Here is an 18,813-nt window from a genome sequence, read left to right as displayed (position 1 = left end):
CCGGGTGCCGTCGGCCATTCCGTAAGCCTCCGCGCTACCGCTATGGTCGCCTCTCGGTGCCCGGTGGCGCACCGCCCGGACCGACCGCCGGGCGGCGGCGGAACCGGGCACAGTGGCGCGCCGTTCGGCGGGCCCGCGCACCCTCGGGGGGAGGGAAGGAAGCAGAGCATGTCCGTACCCATTCCGCGCCAGCGGACGGCCGTGCTGCCGGAGGAGGCAGCGTCGGCGGGCGACGCGCGCGGCGGCGCGGCGCACCCGGCCGGGCCGTCCACGGCGCCGGCGGACGCCGCGGGCACCTCCGCTCCCACCGCCCCTTCCCCCTCTCCCGCCCCTTCCCGCTCAGGCGACGCCGGACTGACCCTGCTCCTCATAGGCGACGACCCCAGCAGCGCCGTACCCGAGATGCGGGACGGAGAAGGCCGCAGGGCCCGTGTCCGTACGGCCCGTAATCTCACCGAGGCGGAGCGGCTGCTCACCGACGACGTGCACTGCATCCTGCTCGACCTGACGCCCGCGGTCGCGCGGGACCGCACCGACCGGGACGGGCACCCGGCGGAGGAGGACGGCGGCCACGACGAGCTGGGCGCGCTGCGCGAGGTACTGCGGATGGCCCCCTCCCACGCCGTCCTCGCGCTGACCTCCGAGGCCGACGCCGAGCGGGCCGCCGAGGCCGTACGCGTCGGCGCGCAGGACTACCTCTTCCACGACGAACTCGACGGCGCCGCCCTCAGCCGGGCGGTGCGGTACGCCGTCGAGCGCAAACGCGCCGACCTCGCGCAGCGCCAGCTCACCGAGTCACGGATGCTGGCCCAGGAGAACCGCCGGCTGGAACGCGGCCTGCTGCCCACCCCGCTCCTGGACGGCTCCGACCTGCGCTTCGCGGCCCGTTACCGCCCCGGACGCAGCCGCGCGCTGCTCGGCGGCGACTTCTACGACACCGTACGGACGGCCGACGGCACCGTGCACGCGATGATCGGCGACGTCTGCGGCCACGGCCCCGACGAGGCCGCGCTCGGCGTGGAACTGCGCATCGCCTGGCGCGCGTTGACCTTCGCCGGGCTGTGCGGCGACGCGCTCCTGTCCACCCTCCAGAAGGTCCTGGAGCACGAACGCGCCGACGACGAGATCTTCGCGACGCTGTGCCTGGTGGACATCGCGCCGGACGGACGGCACGCCGGGGTGTGCCTGGCCGGCCACCCCGCGCCGCTGCTCGCCCGGTCCGGCGGAAAGCCGCGGCTGCTCCCGTACGAGGAGGGCGGTCCGGCGCTGGGTCTGCTGCCACGCGCCCGCTGGCCGCGCCGCCAGGTCGCGCTGGGCGGCTCCTGGAGCCTGATGATGTACACGGACGGCCTGATCGAAGGCCGCGTCGGCGACGGCAACCAGCGCCTCGGCCAGGAGGGCATGACGGAGCTGGTGGGGCGTCAGATGGCCGCCGGACTGCGGGGCGAGGAACTGCTCGACGCGGCGGTCACGGAGGTGCGGGACCTCAACGGCGGGGAGCTGACGGACGACGTGGCCGTCCTGCTGCTGGACCGGGGACGCGTACAGAACTGAGGCGCACGGACGCGACGGACGCGCCACCGGCGCACCCACCGCACGCCGCCGTCACCTGCCGGCTGCACCGCTCCGTGACCGCCGCCGTACCCGTGCGCCCTACCGCCCGCCGTTGAACGGCCCGTACGGCCCGTCCGAACTCGATCCACCGCGGCGCGGGCCCCGGCCGCCGGTGATCCCCTTGATCGCGGGCCGCACGTCGACCGTGTAGACGATCACGGCGATCAGGCCGATGATCGGCAGGAACGACATCAGCGGCAGCAGGAACAGCAGCGCGGTGGCGATCACCAGGAAGATCAGCCACATGCCCTTGGTCTGCTTGTCCGCCGCCCGGTAGGCGTCCTCGCGCCGTACGGCCGCGTCGACGAGCATCGCGGCGGCGTACACGGCCAGTACCAGCTGCACCCAGCTCAGCACGTTCTGGAACCCGTAGATCAGCACTGCCACCACCCGTTCGACTCTGGTCCGTCGTCGGCCCACCGTACCCGGAGAACGGGCCGGGCACGCGTGGCGTGCCCGGCCCGCTGTCCTGGATCGCCTACTTGTCGTTCTCGCCCGGCGCGGCGGTCTTCTTCGCCGTCGTCTTCTTGGCGGCCGGAGCCTTCTTGGCCGTGGCGGCCTTGGCCTCCGGCTCGCTCCCGCCGGTGTTCCCGGCGGTCTCCGCGCGCTGCGCGCCGCCCGCCACGGGCTCCTGCTTCGGCTCCTGCCGCGGCTCCGGCTCGATCGCGACCGCGAGGTCCTCGGTCGCCTCGGCGGTCTCGCTGCGCCAGTTCTGCACCGCGCCGCGACCGCGCTCGGCCAGCCCCTCGTAGCCCTCACGGGCCTTGACCGCGGCCTCGGCGGCCCGGCCGACACCCTGCAGCACGAGGTCCTGCGTCTGCTGGCTCAGCTTCTTGAAGTCGGCGTCGAGCAGGCCGAGCTGCCGGGTGATCCAGTCCTGCGCCTCCTTGGCCTCCTTGGTGACGCGGTCCTGCACGGTCTTGGGGTCGGTGTTGCGGACGGCCTCGAAGCGCTTGGGAGCCTCCTCGCGGAGCTTCTCGACCAGGGCCGGCAGCTCCTTGGCCTTCTCGGCGGCGAGGTCCACACCGCCGGCGAAGGCGTACAGCGGAGTCGGGTCGGTGAGCACCTTGCGGACGTCGTCGGTGATGGCCATGGCGTGGTTCCTCCTGGAATCGGTGGTCGGTCGCTCAGGTGGCGTGCGGGTCGCCGTCGGCCTCTCGGGCGTCCGGAGCGGGCTCGTGCGCCGTCGCGCCGCCGCTCTCGCCGTGCCCGCTCCCGTGTCCGTTCTCCTTGCGGAAGGACTCGTAGATCTGCAGCAGCACCTGCTTCTGCTTCTCGGTCAGCGCGGGATCGGTGAGGATCGCGGTGTGCACCTCGACCCCGTCCACCTTCCGCTCGTCGAGAATCCCGGCCTGCACGTACAGCGTCTCGGCGGAGATCCGCAGCGCCTTGGCGAGCTGCTGAAGAATGTCCGCGCTCGGCTTGCGCAGCCCGCGCTCGATCTGACTGAGATACGGATTGGACACCCCGGCGGCATCGGCCAGCTGCCGCAGGCTCAGCTGCGCGGTGCGCCGCTGCTCCCGCAGGAACTCGCCGAGATTGCCGACGTTGAGTGATGCCATGCCCCGATGGTGCGCCATCGTGCTAACTATTGCAAGCGGGTGCTAGCAAAAGTGGCGTAGACGGGGTGGCCGAGCCGATGAGGCTGAGCACGGTACTTGTCGTGTGAGCACGACATCTGTCGTGAAGTCGTGACTGTGCAGGACTGGCTGCGACTTTTCGCGGTAGGTGACACCAGGGCTGTGGGTTGGGCTGGGCTGCTCGGTGGATCTGATCGCTGTACTTGGCACCAGAAGGTCGATTCTGTTGGCACCTTCATCGGCTTTTCGGTCCAGCTGACACCAACCTCGAAGATCGACGGTGCGGTCGACGCCGTCGACTTCCCCTGCAGGGTGGCGTACTTCGAGGAGCGCGTACAGATGGAAGGCGCTGGGGGGGCTGATCAGCCGATTGCTTGCGGAGGGCTGAGGTCCGCTGCCTCAGCCCCTCGTCGTCCCTGTTGCTCAGTCGGCCAACAGCCTCTTGGTGTGCAGGTGTAGCCGCCGTGCTTCCTCGATCGTGAACCCGGGGCCGTGTGGGCTGAGTGGCACGTCCCGTACGAAGGCGCTGAGCGGCGCGGCGGGCGGGTCGTCCAGGACCTTGACGATCGGGACTATGGCCTCGTGGACCGACTGTGCGGACCGGCGGATGATGTCGACCTGCGCCATGACGTCCGGCGTGTACTGCCCCGAGAAACTGGTGCTGACCGTGCCCGGGTTGAACAGCACGTATCGCACCTTCGTCCCGGGCCGGGTGTCGAGGAACGCGACACCGAGCAGATCATTGAGTCGCCCGCCTTGCATGAGCGCTCGTTGCCCGTCGTACTCCCTTGCAAGCTGCAGGTCTTCCCAGTAGATCTCTCCTTCGGTGCCGGGCCCGGCGATGTTGAGGATGACCGGGGCATCGGCTGATTCGAGCAGGTCGGCCAGCCCGTGGCTCAGTGCGAAGCGGCTGAGGTAGAAGTGGGCGAAGGTGTTCTCGAAGCCTTCAGCCGTGACCAGGCGGGTGGTCCGGAAGTGTCGGGCACACAGCACAAGGGCGTCCACCTTCGCAAAGGACGACCGAATGTGGTCGACCACCGCTCTGGTCTCGGACAGCAGGCTCAGGTCGGCGGGTATGAAGTGCGCCCGCTCGTCCGCGCCACGTTGTCGCGCGGCAGCGAGCCATGCCTCGCCCTTCTCCGCGCTGCGCCCTACGACCACCACCTCCTGCCCTCTTTCCAGGTACCCGTGCGCGACGGCCTTGCCGATGCCGTCCGTGCCGCCGGCGATGACGTAGGTCTTCAACTCGGTGTTCCTCTTGCCTCTTCGCCTCACAGGAACCGGGCCGCGATCTTTTCGGGGGTGACGTGGACGGTGACCAGCTCCGGGAGGGTGGCATGTGACTCCGGGTGGTGTTCGGCATAGGTCTTGCCGGTGTACTTGACGGCCAGTCCGTCCAGGCGCTCGTGGCTGCCCGCGCTCTCGAACCGGGCGGTGCCGCTGATCACCGCGTACCCGTATGGCTCGTCCGGCGGGTTGACCGTCACACTAAGCCGGGGGTCGCGCCGCAGATTGCGCACCTTGAGCTTGTCGACACCTGTCACGAAGAACAGGCCGTCGCCGTCCCTCCCCACCCACACCACCGACTGGTGCGGTCTCCCGTCGGGCTGAAGGGTTGCCACGGTGACGAAGACCCTGGAGTCGAGGGTCTCTTTCAGTTTCTCGGACATACGGACCGGGCTCACGCGAGGCTCCTCGAACGAAGGGGGACCCGGCGCGGATACGCCGAGCCAATTCACCACAACAGTGTGACACTTAGGCTATGGATTGCAATAGAGATGTGGCACTTGCTGGCCCATTGGTCTCACCTCTGCGTATGCTCCGGTCACGATGAGAGCTGACGCGGCACGTAACCTGGACGCGGTCCTGCAGACCGGGGCGCGCTTGCTCGCGCGTGACCCCGGCACGAGCATCGCGGCGATCGCAGCGGCGACAGGCGTCGACCGACGTACCGTCTACCGACGCTTCAAGACTCGTGAGGCACTCATGGCCGCTGTCCATGCGGCCAAACTCGATGCCTGCGAAAATGCCGTCGCCGAGGCACGGCTGACCGAGGCGCCTGTGATGGTGGCGCTGCACAGGTATGCGGAGGGCATCATCACCGTCAGCAGGCGGTGGCCGGTGGACGTGCAGCAGGTAACGGACGAGGTGGCTGCCGCCCGCCTCCGCCGGCTGATCGAGCAACTCGACGCCTTCATGGACCGAGCGGTGCGCGAGGGTGTCATCCGCCCCGGCCTTCCGGGTCGCTGGGCCCGCTCCCTGCTGATCCACCTCACCAACATCGCCGCACACGAGATGCCGGAGCTGAGCACCGCTCAGGGGGCTGACATGGTGATCCGTTCCCTGATCAGCGGAATCGGCCCCGCCTGACGCGGCCGGGTCACCGGCGTCCGCCCACTGGTTGGCGGACGCCGGTGGGAACAAGGCCGAGTAGATCCGGGCTCACCCCGAGTACGAGGTGGCCGTGTTCAGGGTGCCCCATCGCCCCCAGGTGGCAACCACCGCGATCAGGTGTCAGCTACCTCGAAAAGTCACACTGGCGCGCCTTGCTTGCATCGCGGGTCGGTCAGTGGTCGTCTGCCGCGGCCCTCAGGGATGCGGAGATCCATGCGGGGCGTCGTACGTAGGAACTGAGGCCGGGGTTGGTCCGGTGCAGCCGTGCGAAGAGCGGGGCCATCCGGGTGCGGGCTTCGGCAGGGTCGGGGGCGTCGAGCAGGCGGGCTGCGGTGTCGAGCGCGGCGCCGGTGGTGAACGCGTCGTCGGGCGGGACGGTGTACGGGCGGGAACTGTGGCGCTTGCTCGCGGCGTTCATCAGGGGTACAGCCAGGGTGCGGCGGCGCTTGTAAGAGCGGTCCAGCGCGGCGGCGAGCTGCGGGGTGGCCGTGTGTTCGCGGACCAGGGGCCAGGTGAGGAAGAGCAGTCCCGCTGTGGCCCGCAGGTCCGCGAAGTAGCGGGCGATGGGCACCAAGGTCCCGGCGCTCAGGGCCCGTTCGGGGCCGTTGTCGTCCAGCAGCATGTTGAGGTGCTCCTGGCGGCGTAGGAGCACCTCGAGGGTCGGCGTGTCTGGGATGTCGGTCGGCGCGGTGGCGGTCGTGAAGTCGGCTCCGCATGCCGCGGTGCGGTCTCTGCCGCTGGGGATTGATCGGCATTGGAGCGGGTGCAGGGTTGCGTCGTGAAGGCGGGGGATCGCGGTGTGGGTGTTGGCGACGTGGATCGGCTGATCGCAGGCGTGGCATTGGTGGTCCAGGAGCCGCTGGTGTTCGGTGCAGGCGAAGGTCACAGGCAGGCGCCAGCTGCGCTTCCACGCTCCGCCGAGCAGGTTCTGGATCTCGCTGCCGTCACCCGTCAGACAGGTGCGGCAGCAGCGGGTGGAGCGGGTCAGGATCCAGGGGTTGTCGGACATGATCCGGGCGGGGTCCCTACGGGGGCTGAAGTCCGGGTGGAGCGGCCCATAGCGGCGACCCAGTGGAGCCAGCAGCAGGGATGCGGCCTCCTCGACGGACAGCCGGGAGGCGACGGCGAAGGCATGGAGGCGTTCCTCGTCGAGGTGGTACAGCGTACCGAGCGGCAGCCGGTTGGGGCGTCGTCGGTCCGGGAAGCCGGGGGCGAGGCCGGTGCGGGCGGCTATCTCGTCCGGTGAGGTGCCCAGGTGGCAGCTGAGGCGCAGGAGGTAGCCGGAGAGCAGTTCGTCCGGCAGGGGGGCGAGGCTGCGGGGCAGGGGGCGCACGGTCAGCCGTTCCGCGGGCCGAGACGGATGCAGATCTCTTCCTCTTCGCTCCGGAGGTCTACCGGGCCCCCGCCGATGCTGAGGGCTGTCTGCAGCGCTGCGGAGCGTCCGGGATGCCTGGCAAGGTCACCGACGGCATGCCGGCCAATCTCCATGGCCTTGAGGTAGATCGGCTCCAGAGCTATCCGGGTCCACCGGTTCTCACGGGCGTCAAGGAGTTGTTCGGCAATCGCCAGCACCGCGCCCGCGGTTGAAGGGGATTCCAGAGGTGCGAGGAGCGATGTACGGGGTGCGGGTGCGGGGGTCTTCTTGCCCGCTGTCGGTTTGCGGCGCAGGACGGCGCGGCGGCGGCGTTCTGCTTCCCGTCCGATGGCCTCGGCGAGGACAGGGGTGGGGGCGTAGGACCTCGCCTCCGGCCAGGAGGCCAGGATGAGGCTGGCCACGATGCGTAGGTCGATGAAGTACTGGGCGACCGGCACGAGCCGTCCACAGCTCTTGACCGTGCTGGGTCCGTCGGCGGACAGCAGTACGTCGAGGCGTTGTTGGAGGGCCAGCAGCACCTTCAGAGAGGTGGCGTCTTCCTTCTTGCGAGGTGAGTGCTCACGGGGCAGGTCCGCGCCGCACACCGATCCCCGTCTGCTGCCTGATGCCGCTGTGGGGGCCGAACGGCACTGGGCCGGGTGGAGATCGGGAGTAGCTGGTCGGGCGATTATTCCGGTCTGGGCGGACTGGGCGGGAGCGCGGCACACGGGGCAGGTCCGCTGCAGGAGCTGTTGGTGCTGCGAGCAGGCAAAGACGACCGGGAATCTCCAGATGCGCTTCCAGGCCCCTCCGTAGAGGCGTTGGATGGGGCTGTCGTCTCCGGCTAGGCACGGTGGGCAGTACTGGGAGGTCCGCAGGTAGACCCAGCGGCTGGGACGGCCCAGCTGCCCCGGGTCTGTCCAGGGCGAGTACCGGCGGCTGACCAGGCCGTATCGGAGTCCCATAGGGGAGAGCAGCAGCTTGTCGGCCTCGGCCACCGTCAGATGCGCCGCGCGGGCCGCCCTGACGAGGCGCGGTTTGTCCATGTCGGCGAGCAGCCACGGCGAGGCGATTCCGGCCGCGGCTCCTTGAGTTTCCGTGAGCCCCATGCGGGTGGCGATCTGGGCCGGGTCGGTGCCGTTGTGGTGGGCGAGGCGCAGCAGGAATCCGACGAGGGTCTCGTCGTCGAGCGGGTCGAGGCTGCGCGGCAGCGGGCGAACCGCGGTGGTGTTCTGGTTCATGCTTCGGCCGCCGGGGGTGTGCCGGGGTCGTCGTAGACCGTGTTGCGGCCCTTCTTCGGCTTCTTGCCCGGACCGGGGCGGGGTGCGGTGTCGACGTCGGGGATCTCGCCGGCGTCCGCGTCCCGGATGTCGTCGTGGCCGGGGACGTTGCCGAGGTTGATGGTGATTTCGTCGAGGAGGTCGGTGGTGAGGTTCTCCAGCCCGCTCTCCATCGCTTTGACCAGCCCGTCCTCGATCAGTCGGCGCAGCAGGCCGACGATGCCGTGGGTGCGGCGGAACAGGTACTCGGGCATGTCGCCGGCGGAGAGGGTGCCCGGTCCGGCACCGAAGAGCCGGATCTGGTTCTCGATACCGACGAGGTGCTGGACGAACGCCTCCGTGCCGGCGGGGGTGCTGTCGTCGAACGGGTCGAGGTCGACCATGTCGAAGCGGCGTTCGGTCTGGGTGGAGGCCTCGGGGTTGTAGCTCTTGCCCTTCTTCAGCGGCGCGTAGACCCACTGCTTGGTGCGCGGATCGTGCCAGCCCTCCCGCAGCAGTCCGGAACGGGGGATGTTCACGCCGATCAGGACGAGCGTGACGTCTAGGTCCATCAGGCCGCGGATCAGGTCCAGGGTGTCCTGGTCGTCCTCGCGGTGCATCTTCAGCCGGGTGATGTCGTCGATGATGAGGACGGTGGTGCCATGCACTTTGATCGATTCGCGGGCGTTGCGGATCATGCCGCGGAGGTTGCGGCCGTAGGGGGCGCCGTAGAAGTCGAGGATCGCCTCGCATAGGCCGATCGGGGTGGCCTTGATCGGGGTCTGGCAGTAGGCGACCGGTGCGCTCAGGTTGCGGGTGCCGGGCATCGCATCGAGGTGGTAGGCACGGTACTCCTCGAACAGGACCCGCCAGTCGTCCTCGAATTCGGCGGCGGTCAGGCAGGCGGTCTCGGTCTTGCCCTGGTAGCCGCCCCCGTTGATCATCAGGCCGTCGAGGGTGCTGGGGTCGAAACGCATCGCGTTGTTCTGGATGCGGGAGCGCATCAACGCGGTGACCGCCTCGCTCATCGGGGTCTGCTGCAGCCGCAGGTTGACGTGGGTGGCGGCCCGGTGCAGGTCGTGGAGGGACTTCTTACGCGGACTCATCCGCCGATACTCGGCCAGCGTGATCTTCTTGACCGGCACGAACAGACCCCGCGTCTTGCGGAACTCCTGCCAGCCCTCGTACGTGGTGCGGTCCGGTCGCGGGCCGAAGCGCAGGAACGGCACCGGGCCGTCCGCGGCTCGCGCGGCGCCCTCGTCGGCTCCGGCAGTGCCCTCGTCGCTCATCTCACTCCTCATCTGCCGACTGCGGGGTCTGGTCTGCGGGTTCGTCGTCGGCCAGGACGAACAAGTTGCGGCCACGGCGGCTCGTACCGAGTGGCGGAGGGTCCGAGGGCTGCGTTGTCATGGCGTCCTCCCGTCGGCGGCGCCGATGGGCATCGAGGCTTCGGGCGGCCTCCTTCGCCCTCCCTTGCCACGACGGCTCCGCCACGGGCGTGCTGATCGCGGACAACGCAGGGCTGCCGGGCGGTGCTGGAGGCCGGTCGGCAGCGGCGGCCCGGGCCTGGGTGATCTCCCGGGCGTGCTGTACGCGCTGGGACTTGGTCATCTTCGACGGCCAGTGCTTGACCGGGTCGACGGCCCCGATCATCTCCAGCAGGATCGGGGCGAGGTCGCTGTCCGAGCGCGGTTTGAGCCCGGCCTGCCGTACCCGGGTGAGAAGTTCCTCGACACGGGCGTCACCGAACGCCGGGATCTCGCCCTCGGGCGGCAGGCCCGTCCAGCGCAGGGCATGCCACTCGTGCGTGCCGGGGTCCTGGAAGAACACCTCACGCCGGTCGCGGGGTTCGCGGTGGATGACCCACTGCTGCTTGTACCGGCCGCCCCGGGTGAGGGGCTCGTCGAGACGGTGCAGAACGTCGGCGTCGTACCAGAGTCCCTTGACCTTCACGCCCCGGCGGTAGATCCGCTACACATGGTGGGCTGGCAGGTGGCGGTAGTACGACTCCGGTGACGGGATGTCCAGGTCGAAGCCTTCCTGAGCGAAGGAGGCCGCGAACAGGGAGTTGGGACTGTGGTCGCCACCCGGATCCCAGCTGGGCGCGAACTTGCCCAGACTGCGGTTCTGCCACACCTTCACGACCCAGGTCGCGATGACGTGCTCCATCTCGGCAATGGTCAGCACGGCATCGCCCTCGGGATCGGCCCCGCGGTCGGCGACATCAACTCCCTTGTAGCCGCGCAGTTTCTCGAACAGCAGCGAGCGGATACTGCCGAACACCCGCTCCACCAAGCTCTTGTCCTGCGGCCGCAGCACGCGAGCGGGCAGGATCCGGCAGCCCATCGCCTCCTGGACATCCACCAGGTGGTGATTGCGGTAGACCGAACCGTGGTCGGAGGTGATGGTCTCGGGCTTGAGGAACGGCAGACCGGCCACCTTGTGCCCGGCGAACTCGGCGACCACCGCGGCCGGCAGCCCCGGGTAGGGCCACTCCATGTCCTCGTCCCACTCCTTACGCATCGGCAGAGGCAGCATGACGTCGCGCAGAACCATCGCGACGTCCACCGACGAGTCCGACACCAGCGTGAGGCGGAACGCGCAGATGGAGTGGGTGTAGACATCCAGCGCCAGGGTCAGGTGCACATCGACCGGATCACCGAAGACGTTCTCGCGGACCTTCACCGGCAGGACCGTCGTGTCCAGCGCAACGACCTGGCCCGGCCTTGTCACCAACACATGCCCGTTCTTGGCGGGCAGTTCGGCCGACCGCTCGTACTTCTGCCGGGCACCGCCGGGACCGAACCACTCCTTCCACACCCGCAGCAGCGTGTGATAGCCGGGGACCTCGATCTCCTCGTCCTCGAAGGTCTCGCGCACATAGCGCTGGATCATGTTCTCGCGAGTGCGGCCACTCACCCGGGACCGGTGCAGCGTCTCCTGCCTCACCGCGAAGATCGCCTCACGGACCTCTTCGGAAATGCTCGGGTGTCCCCCGCTCTCCCGCAGCCACCGGTGATCGGCGCACCCCACGATGCCGTACCGCCTGCGCCGACGCTCCCACCGCTCCAGCGTGCGCGCCCCGACATGGGCCACCCCCAGGAGCAGCTTGGCCTCCTCGGGCCGCAACGCCGACAACTCGGCGGCCTTCGCCTCCCTCCGTTCGGTCAGCGTCGTGCGGTCCGGGTCGTACTCGGGGCGCGGCTCCCCCGGCTCGGAACGGTACGGAACACCGCTGCGGAAACCACAGTTCACCTCCATCAGGTGAGCGAAGCGCTGTTCCATCAAGGGGCGCTTCTCCGGCTTCACGTCACACCACGACGACGGCTGGCGCACGCGGTTCGCACCCTCCGCCGCCGTACGCGACGACGGCCGGCACTGCGGGTGATTGACCAGGAACCGGAAGCTCACCTGCTGCCGCTCTCCGTCCACCCCCACCAGGTGGACCCGCCCCAGGTGCGGCTCCTGCCGCTCCACCAGCCACTCCACGTCATCGAGCACCACGCCCGCTCCGGGCGAGAGGTCCAGCGCGGCCGCCTCGATCACAGCGCGCCTCCCGCCGGCACCACCCGTGACCCGTCCGTCAACGGCTGCGAGAGGTCGACACCGAGCCTGCGATGCCACAGCAGGTGCAGCAGCCGGGCCCGCACCACCGGCCAGTACGTCTGCGCGGCCGCTAACTCCCCGAACGTCACGCCCTTTTCAGCATCAGCGAGCAGGTCACCTTCAACACCGAGCACGTCACGCGTCGGACGACGCTTCCCGTACATCGCGCTGAGCGTGGACCGCACATGCGGACGCCACTGGGCCGCCACCGCGTAGTGCCAGCCGCAGACGAGCGCCACTTCCTCGGCCGCCGCGAAGGACTCCAGGTCTTCGGGCCCGATCAACTCCCTGGGCCGAACGTCGATCAGCCAGGTCCCCGTCCGCGTGACCGCGAGGAAGTCCGGTGTGTGCTTACGCCACCCCTCCACCGTACGGAACCGGATCCGCAGCGGCTGCGACAGCACCTCGACCAGATCACCGGCAAAGTCCAAGGCGACCAGGAGCTGGTCCTCCTCGAGGCTCTCGAACCCGTGCAGCCGCCCGGTCGACAGCAACGACTCCAGACCGGGCCGGTGCCGTTGCTCGCGCCGCCAGGTGAACCCCCGCATCGGGACACGGCTGTCCACCGGGGCCTGCCCCAGATGCCGGACCGGGCTCGTCACCTCGTCCCCGGCGTACTTCCACGTCGCGGTCCACCGCTCAGCCCAGCCGTCAGACAGGTCCAGGCGGCCCCGCCCCGCGTCCAGCGAGACGGGCACCAGCAGATCCGTCCACGTACACCGGTGCGACCACAACGGTCCATCCGCGTACGACGATGTCCCAGGGCGGCCGACCGTCCCTCCGCCAGCCTGCGTTTCGTTCATGTCCCCAGGTAAGCGACGCGCCTCCCTGCGGACAGGCGCCCTTAGGAGTTGGCGACAACTTGCCTGCAAAAAGCACGGAACACGTCAAGAAACATGCGAATCTGACGACAGATGTCGTGCTCAGAACCTCAAGAAACACCAGGTCGGCACGGCGGGATGACGACACCTAGCCTGCTCAGTCTCAGCCGATTGCCACGTGTCCCGCCCCCTCTCGGGTGCCCCCGGACCGCACCGCTCACCCCGCCCCTTTCATCAGGGCGGTGACATAGGCATCCAGCCGCTCCTCCAGCGCTCGTGTTGTCAGGTCTGTCCGGCCGGCCTCCTGCCAGGGCTGGGCCACGGACGGCAGTTCTTCCGAGGACGCCAGCGCGTCCCGCACCTGCCAGTACAGCCGTTCGCTCGCGGTCGCGGCCAGTACGCCGCCGGCCTCCTCGTAGGCTTCGGTGAACCGCAGGCCCCATGCCGGGCCGTGCAGCAGTGCGAGGACGGCGGAGCAGTGCGCCACATCGAGGTCTGCCGGGCCCCAGGAGGTGGTGGCCCAGTCGACGACGCCGGTGAGCCGGGCGCTCGCCGGGCTTGAGGGGGGTGCATCGAACAGGATGTTGCCGGGCTGGAAGTCGCGGTGCAGGAAGCGTCCTTCGTAGGACGGCGGGGGGTTGCGGATCACGTCGGTCGCGGCCGCCCATGCCGTCGCGTCGGCGCCTGTCGGGACCACGACGGTTTCGGCGGTCGTCAGCGCCACGTACTCCCGGGGCCGCACGGCGGGGCGCAGGGCGTGGATCGCCACGAGCTGGCGGGCGAGCTGGGGGAGGCGCGTCTCCAGTCCGTCGTTGTCGAGGACCGTGCGTCCCGTCACGTGGGTCATGAGGAGTGACGGGTACTCGCAGTGCGCGGCGGTCGGGTCGACCGCGACGAGTTCAGGGGCCGGGACGTCGGTGTCGGTGAGCTGGGTCAGGGCGCCGGATTCCCTGGCCAGCCAGTCCTCGGCCTGCTCCACGCCGACGAAGGTGCGCAGCACCAGGGCGCGGGTGCCGCCGTCCCGCGCGGCGATGGTCAGCCGCCGTATTTCCGCGGTGATGCCGCCGTGCAGGCGCCTGGTGCCGACGATCCGTTCGCCGGGCTCCAGGTGCCGGTTCGCCCAAGCCAGTGTCTTCGGTCGGCGCGTTGCCGCCTCATCGGGGTCGGTCACCGTGCCACGTCATCATGCGGGCGGCGGTGCGGGCCAGTGGTTTCCGGGTGCCGCCGGCAGCGCGTGGGCGTCCGGCGGCTGGTCAGCGGCGGGCCCCGGACAGAGCCGTGTCCGCGGCGGCGAGGATGTTGCCGAAGGTGCGGGTGATGATCGGGCGGGCGACGTGGCGGGTGAGGAAGCCGCCGAGGAGGGGGACGGGGATCTCGGCGCGGGTGGTCCAGCGGACGTGGGTGCCGCCTTCGGGGGCCTCGGTGAACGTCATACGGCCGAGTTCGTGCCGGGACGGCGGCAGGCTGCGTTCGACGACGTACTCGGTGGCGTACGGCGGGTCGTAGTGGGTGATGCGTTCGCGGAACCAGCCGATCAGCCAGAGGTGGCTGCGGACGGCGCCGACGCCGTAGGGCGCGCCCTCCCCGTGCCGGGTCAGGCGGCAGCGCACCACCAGGGGCGAGCGGGTGTAGTGGGTGGTCGTGGTGAGCCAGGCGAACACCGTCGCGATCGGGGCGTCGATGACGCGCTCCACGGTCATGGTTTCCATGGCTGGGGTCCTCCTCTGTCGAGTGTGCGCACCGCTTCGGCGTGGTGCAGCTTGTCCGGGTTGCGTACGCCGTAGAGACCGGTGATCCGTCCGTCGCGTACCTCGAAGGCGACCAGCCAGTCGAGGCCGTCGTCCGTCACGAACCGCGCCGCGGGCATGCCGTTGTACGTGGCGGGCTCGACGCGGGCGGTGGCGGTGCCGCCGCGGTACACGCCGAGCACGAACCGCGCGACCTCGGTGCGGCCGGTGACCGGGCGGCGGACGGCGGCCGCCTTCCCACCGCCGTCGGAGATCACCACGACGTCGGGTGCCAGCAGGTCCATCAGCGGCTGGATCTCGCCGGTGGCGGCCGCGGCCAGGAAGCGCCGGACGATCTCCGCGGTGGCGTCCGAGACGGGTTCGAAACGCCGGCGCCGCGCGTGGACGTGCCGGCGGGCGCGGTGGGCGGTCTGGCGTACGGAGACCTCGGTCCGGCCGATCGAGGCGGCGATCTCGCCGTGGGTGTAGCCGAACACCTCGTGCAGCACGAACACCGCGCGCTCGGTCGGGTTCAGCGTCTCCAGGACGAGCATCATGGCCATCGAGACGGACTCGGCCAGGATCACGTCCTCGCTCACCCCGGGCGCCGTACGGATCGGCTCGGGCAGCCACATGCCGACGTAGTCCTCGCGCCGCGCCTTGGCCGCGCGCAGGTGGTTGAGGGCCTGCCGGGTCACCGTACGGACCAGGTAGGCGCGCGGACGGCCGACCGTGGCCGGATCGACCGCGCGCCACCGCAGGTAGCTCTCCTGGAGGACGTCCTCGGCGTCGGCGGCGCTGCCCAGCATCTCGTAGGCGATGGTGAACAGCAGGGAGCGGTGTTCGGTGAAGGCGTCCGTGCAGGTCTCCTCAGGCATGGTTCACCGCCGCTCCGCGCGGGTCCTGGCACCTGGGCATGGCGTCCGGTTCCTCTCCTCGGGTGTCATGGAGACACGTCGCGTCGGAGAAGCGTGACACTCCGGCGGTGTGGTTCGGCTCACACCGTGGGCAGGATGCCGCCGGACGTGGTGACCGGTCGAAGGGGGCCGCGATGGCTGACGAACGGTTCTGGCTGGACGTGCCGTTCGTGGAGAAGGACGAGGCCAAGAAGGGCGGCGCGCGCTGGGACCCGGCGGCCAAGCGGTGGTACGCGCCCCGGGCCGGGACGGAGGCGCTGCGGCGCTGGGCGGCGGCGCCGGACGTGCCCGACCTGCTGCCCGGTGAGGACCGCGGGCTCGGCAGCGGCCTCTTCGTCGATCTGGTGCCGCGCGGTTGCTGGTTCACCAACGTGCGGTCGTGCGTGGCCGCCAAGGACTGGGAGCGGCTGCGCCGTACGATCACCCGCCGGGCCGGGCGCCGCTGCGAGATATGCGGCGCCGCGGAGGACCGGGACGCCAAGCGCTGGCTGGAGGCGCACGAGCGGTGGGTCTTCGACGACGCCGCCCGGGTGCAGACCCTCGGGCGGCTCGTCTGTCTGTGCACCGACTGCCACACGGTCACCCACTTCGGGTACGCGCAGGTGCGCGGCCTGGAGGCGCAGGCGTTCGCGCACCTGGTCAAGGTCACCGGGATGGCCGGGGGCGCGGCCCGGCAGCACGTCAGGGACGCGTTCGACGTGTGGGAGCGGCGGTCCCGGGTGACGTGGGAGCTGGACCTGGGCATCCTCACGCGGGCCGGGATCACCCTCGCCCCGCCGCCGGGGGCGGGGGAGCGGGCCCGTACCGCCGAGGAGACGCTCCGGAGGGAGCGGCGGCGGTAGGGCCCGCGGTGGCTGCGCCGTCCGCGCCTCAGACCGTCACGGCGCCCCGGCCGGGCTGGTGCCGATCGCGACGGTCGCGCCCAGGTCGTCGTCGGTCGCCAGCCGGGTGACGAGGCCGCCGCGGCGGAAGGCATCGAGGGTGTGCGGTGCCTGGCGTTCGCTGGTCTCGATCAGCAGATGGCCGCCGGGGGCGAGCCACCGGAGCGCGTCGGCCGCGACCCGGCGCTGTACGTCGAGGCCGTCCGTGCCGCCGTCCAGCGCCACGCGGGGTTCGTGGTCGCGGGCTTCCGGGGGCAGCAGGCCGATCGCGTCGGTCGGTACGTAGGGGGCGTTGACGACGAGGAGGTCGACGCGGCCGCGCAGGGCGGGCGGCAGCGGGGCGTACAGGTCGCCTTCGTACACCTGGCCGGTGCCGGGGCGGATGTTGCGGCGGGCGCACCGTACGGCGGCGGGTTCGATGTCGGTGGCGTGCAGGTCGATGCGGGGCGGCGCCGAGGAAGGGGCGGCGCCCGGGGGGCCCGGTGCGGGCCCGTTCACGGCCGCGGCCAGTGCCGCGCCGACCGCGCCCGTACCGCAGCACAGGTCGACGACGACGGGCCGTGGCCCGGCCGTGTCCCGGGCCCGGACGAGCGCGGCGGCCTGGCCGACGAGGAATTCGGTGCGGCGGCGGGGGACGAAGACACCGGGGTCGACGGCGATCCGCAGGCCGCAGAACTCGGCCCAGCCGAGGACCTGTTCCAGGGGGAATCCGGCGATACGGCGGGCCGTCATGGCGATGAGGTCGGACGGGGTGCGGGCCGTGGAGACGAGGAGCCGTGCCTCGTCCTCGGCGAAGACGCAGCCGGCCGCGCGGAGTCTGGTGACGAGTCCGGCGGGGGACGGGGCGGCGGTGGTGGCGGGCAGCGGAAGTGACATACGCGTTCGAGCCTTTCGGGGTACCGAAGGGCGCTCTCGCGGTCACCTGCCTCGGAGGGACCGTACAGCCGTGAGGTGAGAGCACCCGGCCTGGACAGCGGTAATGGGTCTCACCTCCTCGGTCGTCCACTGTGTGTGGGCTGGTCACCTTACCCGAAGCCGGGGGAGAGGGGCAGGAGCGGCGGTGCGCCGCCCGGGGCGCGCGTGGCGCCTTTCGCGCCCGTCGCGCTGCCGCCGGTCTCGACGTGGCGGTGCCGGGGCTGGAGTGTGGAGGCGGGGTGCCACCGCGGGAGGTGGTGACCGGGGGGTCACCACGGGGCGGGGCCGGGAAGGCGGGCGGCTATGGCGGGTGCCGGAAATCCGTACATGCGGGGGCTGTTCGCCCCGGTACGGGAGGAGACCACCGCGTACGAGCTGGCCGTGACCGGCCGGGTCCCGGAGGAGCTGGACGGGCGCTACGTGCGCAACGGGCCCAATCCGCTGGGGGTGGACGACCCGGCGGCGTACCACTGGTTCAGCGGTGACGGGATGCTGCACGGCCTGCGGCTGCGTGGCGGCCGGGCCGAGTGGTACCGCAGCCGCTGGGTGCGGTCCGACGCGATGGCGCTGCGGCTGGGCGAGAAGATCCTGCACGGGCCGCGCCACCTGGACATGGACTTCGCCCCGAACACCCACGTCACGCGCTTCGCCGGACGCCTCCTCGCGCTGGTCGAGGGCGGCGCGCTGCCGTACGAGCTGGACGGCGACCTGGACACGGTGGGTCCCTTCGACTTCGCCGGGACGCTGCCGGGCGGGCTCGCCGCGCACACCACCGTCGACCCGGACACCGACGAACTGCACTGTGTGGCGTACTGCTGGGCCTGGCCGTACGTGCAGTACCTGGTCGCGGGGACGGACGGCCGGATCCGGCGGCGTGTGGACGTTCCGGTCGACGGCCGGCCGATGATGCACGACTTCTCGCTGACCGAGCGGCATGTGCTGCTCTACGACCTGCCGGTGGTCTTCAACCCGGGCGGGGTGGGCATCGGGCCCTCCTTCCCGTACGTGTGGGAGCCGGGGCGTCCGGCCCGGCTGGGTGTGCTGCCGCGGGAGGGCACGGCGTCGGACGTGCGGTGGCTGGAGATCGACCCGTGCTTCGTCTTCCATCCGATGAACGCGTACGAGACGGCGGACGGCAGCGGCCTGATCGTCGTCCATCTGGTGCGCTACGACCGGCTGTTCGCGAAGGGGCGCACGGGACCCGACGGGTCGCCGCCCGTGCTGGAGCGCTGGACGGTGGACCTCCGGGCGGGCCGGGTGCGGCGTGCGCGGGTGGACGACCGGCCGGTGGAGCTGCCGCGGGTGGACCCCCGGCGGCTCACGCTGCCGCACCGGTACGGGTACACGGTGCTGGAGTCCGGGGCGGCGGACGTGCGGGTGGCGCACTTCCCGGGAATCGAGCGGGTGGGGGCGGGCCTGGTGAAGTACGACCTGGAGCGCGGCACCAGCGAGGTGCGCCGCTTCGCGCCGCAGGGCGGCGTGGGGGAGGCCGTGTTCGTGCCCGCCGGTCCGGACACCGCCGAGGACGAGGGCTGGCTGATGGCGTACGTGTTCGACCCGGACCGCGATGCCACGGACCTCGTCATCCTCGACGCGGGGGACTTCACGGGGGAGGCGGTCGCGCGGGTGCATCTGCCGGTGCGGGTGCCGGTCGGTTTCCACGGGGCGTGGATACCGGACCGGGAGTGAGGGGTGGGGCGGAATCAGGTTGCCGTGGTTTTTTCGATGCGGTTGCATTGGTACGC

General features: G+C 70.7%; 19 protein-coding genes. 4 read left to right on the top strand and 15 right to left on the bottom strand.

Going from position 1 to position 18,813, the window contains the following annotated elements; genetic code table 11:
- The first annotated feature begins 168 nt into the window (after window positions 1-168).
- Window positions 169-1,554 (top strand): PP2C family protein-serine/threonine phosphatase, encoded by a 1,386-nt coding sequence (locus AB0A97_RS37130; protein WP_361159004.1) that lies wholly within the window; start codon window positions 169-171, stop codon window positions 1,552-1,554.
- Window positions 1,555-1,653: 99 nt separating this feature from the next.
- On the opposite strand, the gene AB0A97_RS37125 is transcribed toward AB0A97_RS37130, so the two are convergent.
- The 5 genes from AB0A97_RS37125 to AB0A97_RS37105 all read right to left on the bottom strand — a co-directional run bounded on the left by AB0A97_RS37125 (window position 1,654) and on the right by AB0A97_RS37105 (window position 4,879).
- Complete coding sequence (locus tag AB0A97_RS37125) at window positions 1,654-1,995, bottom strand: DUF2516 family protein (RefSeq protein ID WP_361159069.1); 342 nt, start codon at window positions 1,993-1,995, stop codon at window positions 1,654-1,656.
- A 97-nt stretch (window positions 1,996-2,092) separates the two neighbouring features.
- Complete coding sequence (locus AB0A97_RS37120; RefSeq protein ID WP_361159002.1) at window positions 2,093-2,707, bottom strand: hypothetical protein; 615 nt, start codon at window positions 2,705-2,707, stop codon at window positions 2,093-2,095.
- A gap of 34 nt (window positions 2,708-2,741) precedes the next feature.
- On the bottom strand, window positions 2,742-3,176 hold the full coding sequence (locus AB0A97_RS37115) for a helix-turn-helix transcriptional regulator (RefSeq protein ID WP_361158999.1): 435 nt from the start codon (window positions 3,174-3,176) through the stop codon (window positions 2,742-2,744).
- A 441-nt stretch (window positions 3,177-3,617) separates the two neighbouring features.
- Window positions 3,618-4,439 carry an SDR family NAD(P)-dependent oxidoreductase gene (locus AB0A97_RS37110; protein ID WP_361158996.1) on the bottom strand — a complete coding sequence of 274 codons (822 nt, stop codon included), beginning with the start codon at window positions 4,437-4,439 and terminating at the stop codon, window positions 3,618-3,620.
- A gap of 26 nt (window positions 4,440-4,465) precedes the next feature.
- The gene (locus AB0A97_RS37105) at window positions 4,466-4,879 is read right to left on the bottom strand and encodes a PPOX class F420-dependent oxidoreductase (protein WP_361158994.1); all 414 of its coding nucleotides are present in this window, start codon (window positions 4,877-4,879) and stop codon (window positions 4,466-4,468) included.
- Window positions 4,880-5,024: 145 nt separating this feature from the next.
- Here AB0A97_RS37105 and AB0A97_RS37100 point away from each other — a divergent pair, with 145 nt between their 5' ends.
- Window positions 5,025-5,564, top strand: a complete 540-nt coding sequence (locus tag AB0A97_RS37100; protein WP_361158991.1) for a TetR family transcriptional regulator — start codon at window positions 5,025-5,027, stop codon at window positions 5,562-5,564.
- Window positions 5,565-5,760: 196 nt separating this feature from the next.
- Here AB0A97_RS37100 and AB0A97_RS37095 read toward each other — a convergent pair whose 3' ends face one another.
- The 9 genes from AB0A97_RS37095 to AB0A97_RS37055 form a co-directional block, all read right to left on the bottom strand.
- Window positions 5,761-6,921 carry a TniQ family protein gene (locus AB0A97_RS37095; protein ID WP_361158988.1) on the bottom strand — a complete coding sequence of 387 codons (1,161 nt, stop codon included), beginning with the start codon at window positions 6,919-6,921 and terminating at the stop codon, window positions 5,761-5,763.
- A 2-nt stretch (window positions 6,922-6,923) separates the two neighbouring features.
- A complete protein-coding gene (locus AB0A97_RS37090) occupies window positions 6,924-8,183 on the bottom strand; it encodes a TniQ family protein (protein WP_361158985.1) in 1,260 nt (419 codons plus the stop codon).
- Complete coding sequence (locus tag AB0A97_RS37085) at window positions 8,180-9,490, bottom strand: TniB family NTP-binding protein (RefSeq protein ID WP_361158982.1); 1,311 nt, start codon at window positions 9,488-9,490, stop codon at window positions 8,180-8,182. The genes AB0A97_RS37090 and AB0A97_RS37085 overlap by 4 nt, the downstream gene beginning before the upstream one ends.
- 1 nt (window position 9,491) lies before the next feature.
- Window positions 9,492-10,154: a hypothetical protein gene (locus AB0A97_RS37080; protein ID WP_361158979.1), complete on the bottom strand. Its 663-nt coding sequence runs from the start codon at window positions 10,152-10,154 to the stop codon at window positions 9,492-9,494.
- Window positions 10,155-10,172: 18 nt separating this feature from the next.
- On the bottom strand, window positions 10,173-11,747 hold the full coding sequence (locus AB0A97_RS37075; RefSeq protein WP_361158976.1) for a hypothetical protein: 1,575 nt from the start codon (window positions 11,745-11,747) through the stop codon (window positions 10,173-10,175).
- Window positions 11,744-12,505 carry a TnsA-like heteromeric transposase endonuclease subunit gene (locus AB0A97_RS37070; RefSeq protein ID WP_361158973.1) on the bottom strand — a complete coding sequence of 254 codons (762 nt, stop codon included), beginning with the start codon at window positions 12,503-12,505 and terminating at the stop codon, window positions 11,744-11,746. The genes AB0A97_RS37075 and AB0A97_RS37070 overlap by 4 nt, the downstream gene beginning before the upstream one ends.
- A gap of 340 nt (window positions 12,506-12,845) precedes the next feature.
- Window positions 12,846-13,799, bottom strand: coding sequence for an aminoglycoside phosphotransferase family protein (locus AB0A97_RS37065; protein WP_361158971.1), 954 nt, complete (start codon window positions 13,797-13,799; stop codon window positions 12,846-12,848).
- 82 nt (window positions 13,800-13,881) lie between these two features.
- On the bottom strand, window positions 13,882-14,337 hold the full coding sequence (locus tag AB0A97_RS37060; protein ID WP_361158968.1) for an SRPBCC family protein: 456 nt from the start codon (window positions 14,335-14,337) through the stop codon (window positions 13,882-13,884).
- Window positions 14,325-15,233, bottom strand: a complete 909-nt coding sequence (locus tag AB0A97_RS37055; RefSeq protein WP_361158966.1) for an RNA polymerase sigma-70 factor — start codon at window positions 15,231-15,233, stop codon at window positions 14,325-14,327. The genes AB0A97_RS37060 and AB0A97_RS37055 overlap by 13 nt, the downstream gene beginning before the upstream one ends.
- Before the next feature lie 173 nt (window positions 15,234-15,406).
- On the opposite strand from AB0A97_RS37055, the gene AB0A97_RS37050 reads away from it, so the two are divergent.
- On the top strand, window positions 15,407-16,114 hold the full coding sequence (locus AB0A97_RS37050) for a DUF5710 domain-containing protein (protein WP_361158964.1): 708 nt from the start codon (window positions 15,407-15,409) through the stop codon (window positions 16,112-16,114).
- Between the two features lie 36 nt (window positions 16,115-16,150).
- Here AB0A97_RS37050 and AB0A97_RS37045 read toward each other — a convergent pair whose 3' ends face one another.
- On the bottom strand, window positions 16,151-17,029 hold the full coding sequence (locus AB0A97_RS37045) for a putative protein N(5)-glutamine methyltransferase (RefSeq protein ID WP_361158961.1): 879 nt from the start codon (window positions 17,027-17,029) through the stop codon (window positions 16,151-16,153).
- 342 nt (window positions 17,030-17,371) lie between these two features.
- On the opposite strand from AB0A97_RS37045, the gene AB0A97_RS37040 reads away from it, so the two are divergent.
- Window positions 17,372-18,757, top strand: a complete 1,386-nt coding sequence (locus tag AB0A97_RS37040) for a carotenoid oxygenase family protein (protein WP_361158958.1) — start codon at window positions 17,372-17,374, stop codon at window positions 18,755-18,757.
- Window positions 18,758-18,813 lie beyond the last annotated feature (56 nt).

This window comes from Streptomyces sp. NPDC045470 (genome assembly GCF_040646595.1).
Lineage (GTDB): Bacteria > Actinomycetota > Actinomycetes > Streptomycetales > Streptomycetaceae > Streptomyces.
This window is presented reverse-complemented; position numbering and strand designations above follow the sequence as displayed.

Coding starts and splice junctions, on each gene's coding strand:
- AB0A97_RS37130 (WP_361159004.1), top strand. CDS start 169: ATGTCCGTACCCATTCCGCGCCAGCGGACGGCCGTGCTGCCGGAGGAG.
- AB0A97_RS37120 (WP_361159002.1), bottom strand. CDS start 2,707: ATGGCCATCACCGACGACGTCCGCAAGGTGCTCACCGACCCGACTCCG.
- AB0A97_RS37115 (WP_361158999.1), bottom strand. CDS start 3,176: ATGGCATCACTCAACGTCGGCAATCTCGGCGAGTTCCTGCGGGAGCAG.
- AB0A97_RS37100 (WP_361158991.1), top strand. CDS start 5,025: ATGAGAGCTGACGCGGCACGTAACCTGGACGCGGTCCTGCAGACCGGG.
- AB0A97_RS37090 (WP_361158985.1), bottom strand. CDS start 8,183: ATGAACCAGAACACCACCGCGGTTCGCCCGCTGCCGCGCAGCCTCGAC.
- AB0A97_RS37085 (WP_361158982.1), bottom strand. CDS start 9,490: ATGAGCGACGAGGGCACTGCCGGAGCCGACGAGGGCGCCGCGCGAGCC.
- AB0A97_RS37060 (WP_361158968.1), bottom strand. CDS start 14,337: ATGGAAACCATGACCGTGGAGCGCGTCATCGACGCCCCGATCGCGACG.
- AB0A97_RS37055 (WP_361158966.1), bottom strand. CDS start 15,233: ATGCCTGAGGAGACCTGCACGGACGCCTTCACCGAACACCGCTCCCTG.
- AB0A97_RS37050 (WP_361158964.1), top strand. CDS start 15,407: ATGGCTGACGAACGGTTCTGGCTGGACGTGCCGTTCGTGGAGAAGGAC.
- AB0A97_RS37045 (WP_361158961.1), bottom strand. CDS start 17,029: ATGTCACTTCCGCTGCCCGCCACCACCGCCGCCCCGTCCCCCGCCGGA.
- AB0A97_RS37040 (WP_361158958.1), top strand. CDS start 17,372: ATGGCGGGTGCCGGAAATCCGTACATGCGGGGGCTGTTCGCCCCGGTA.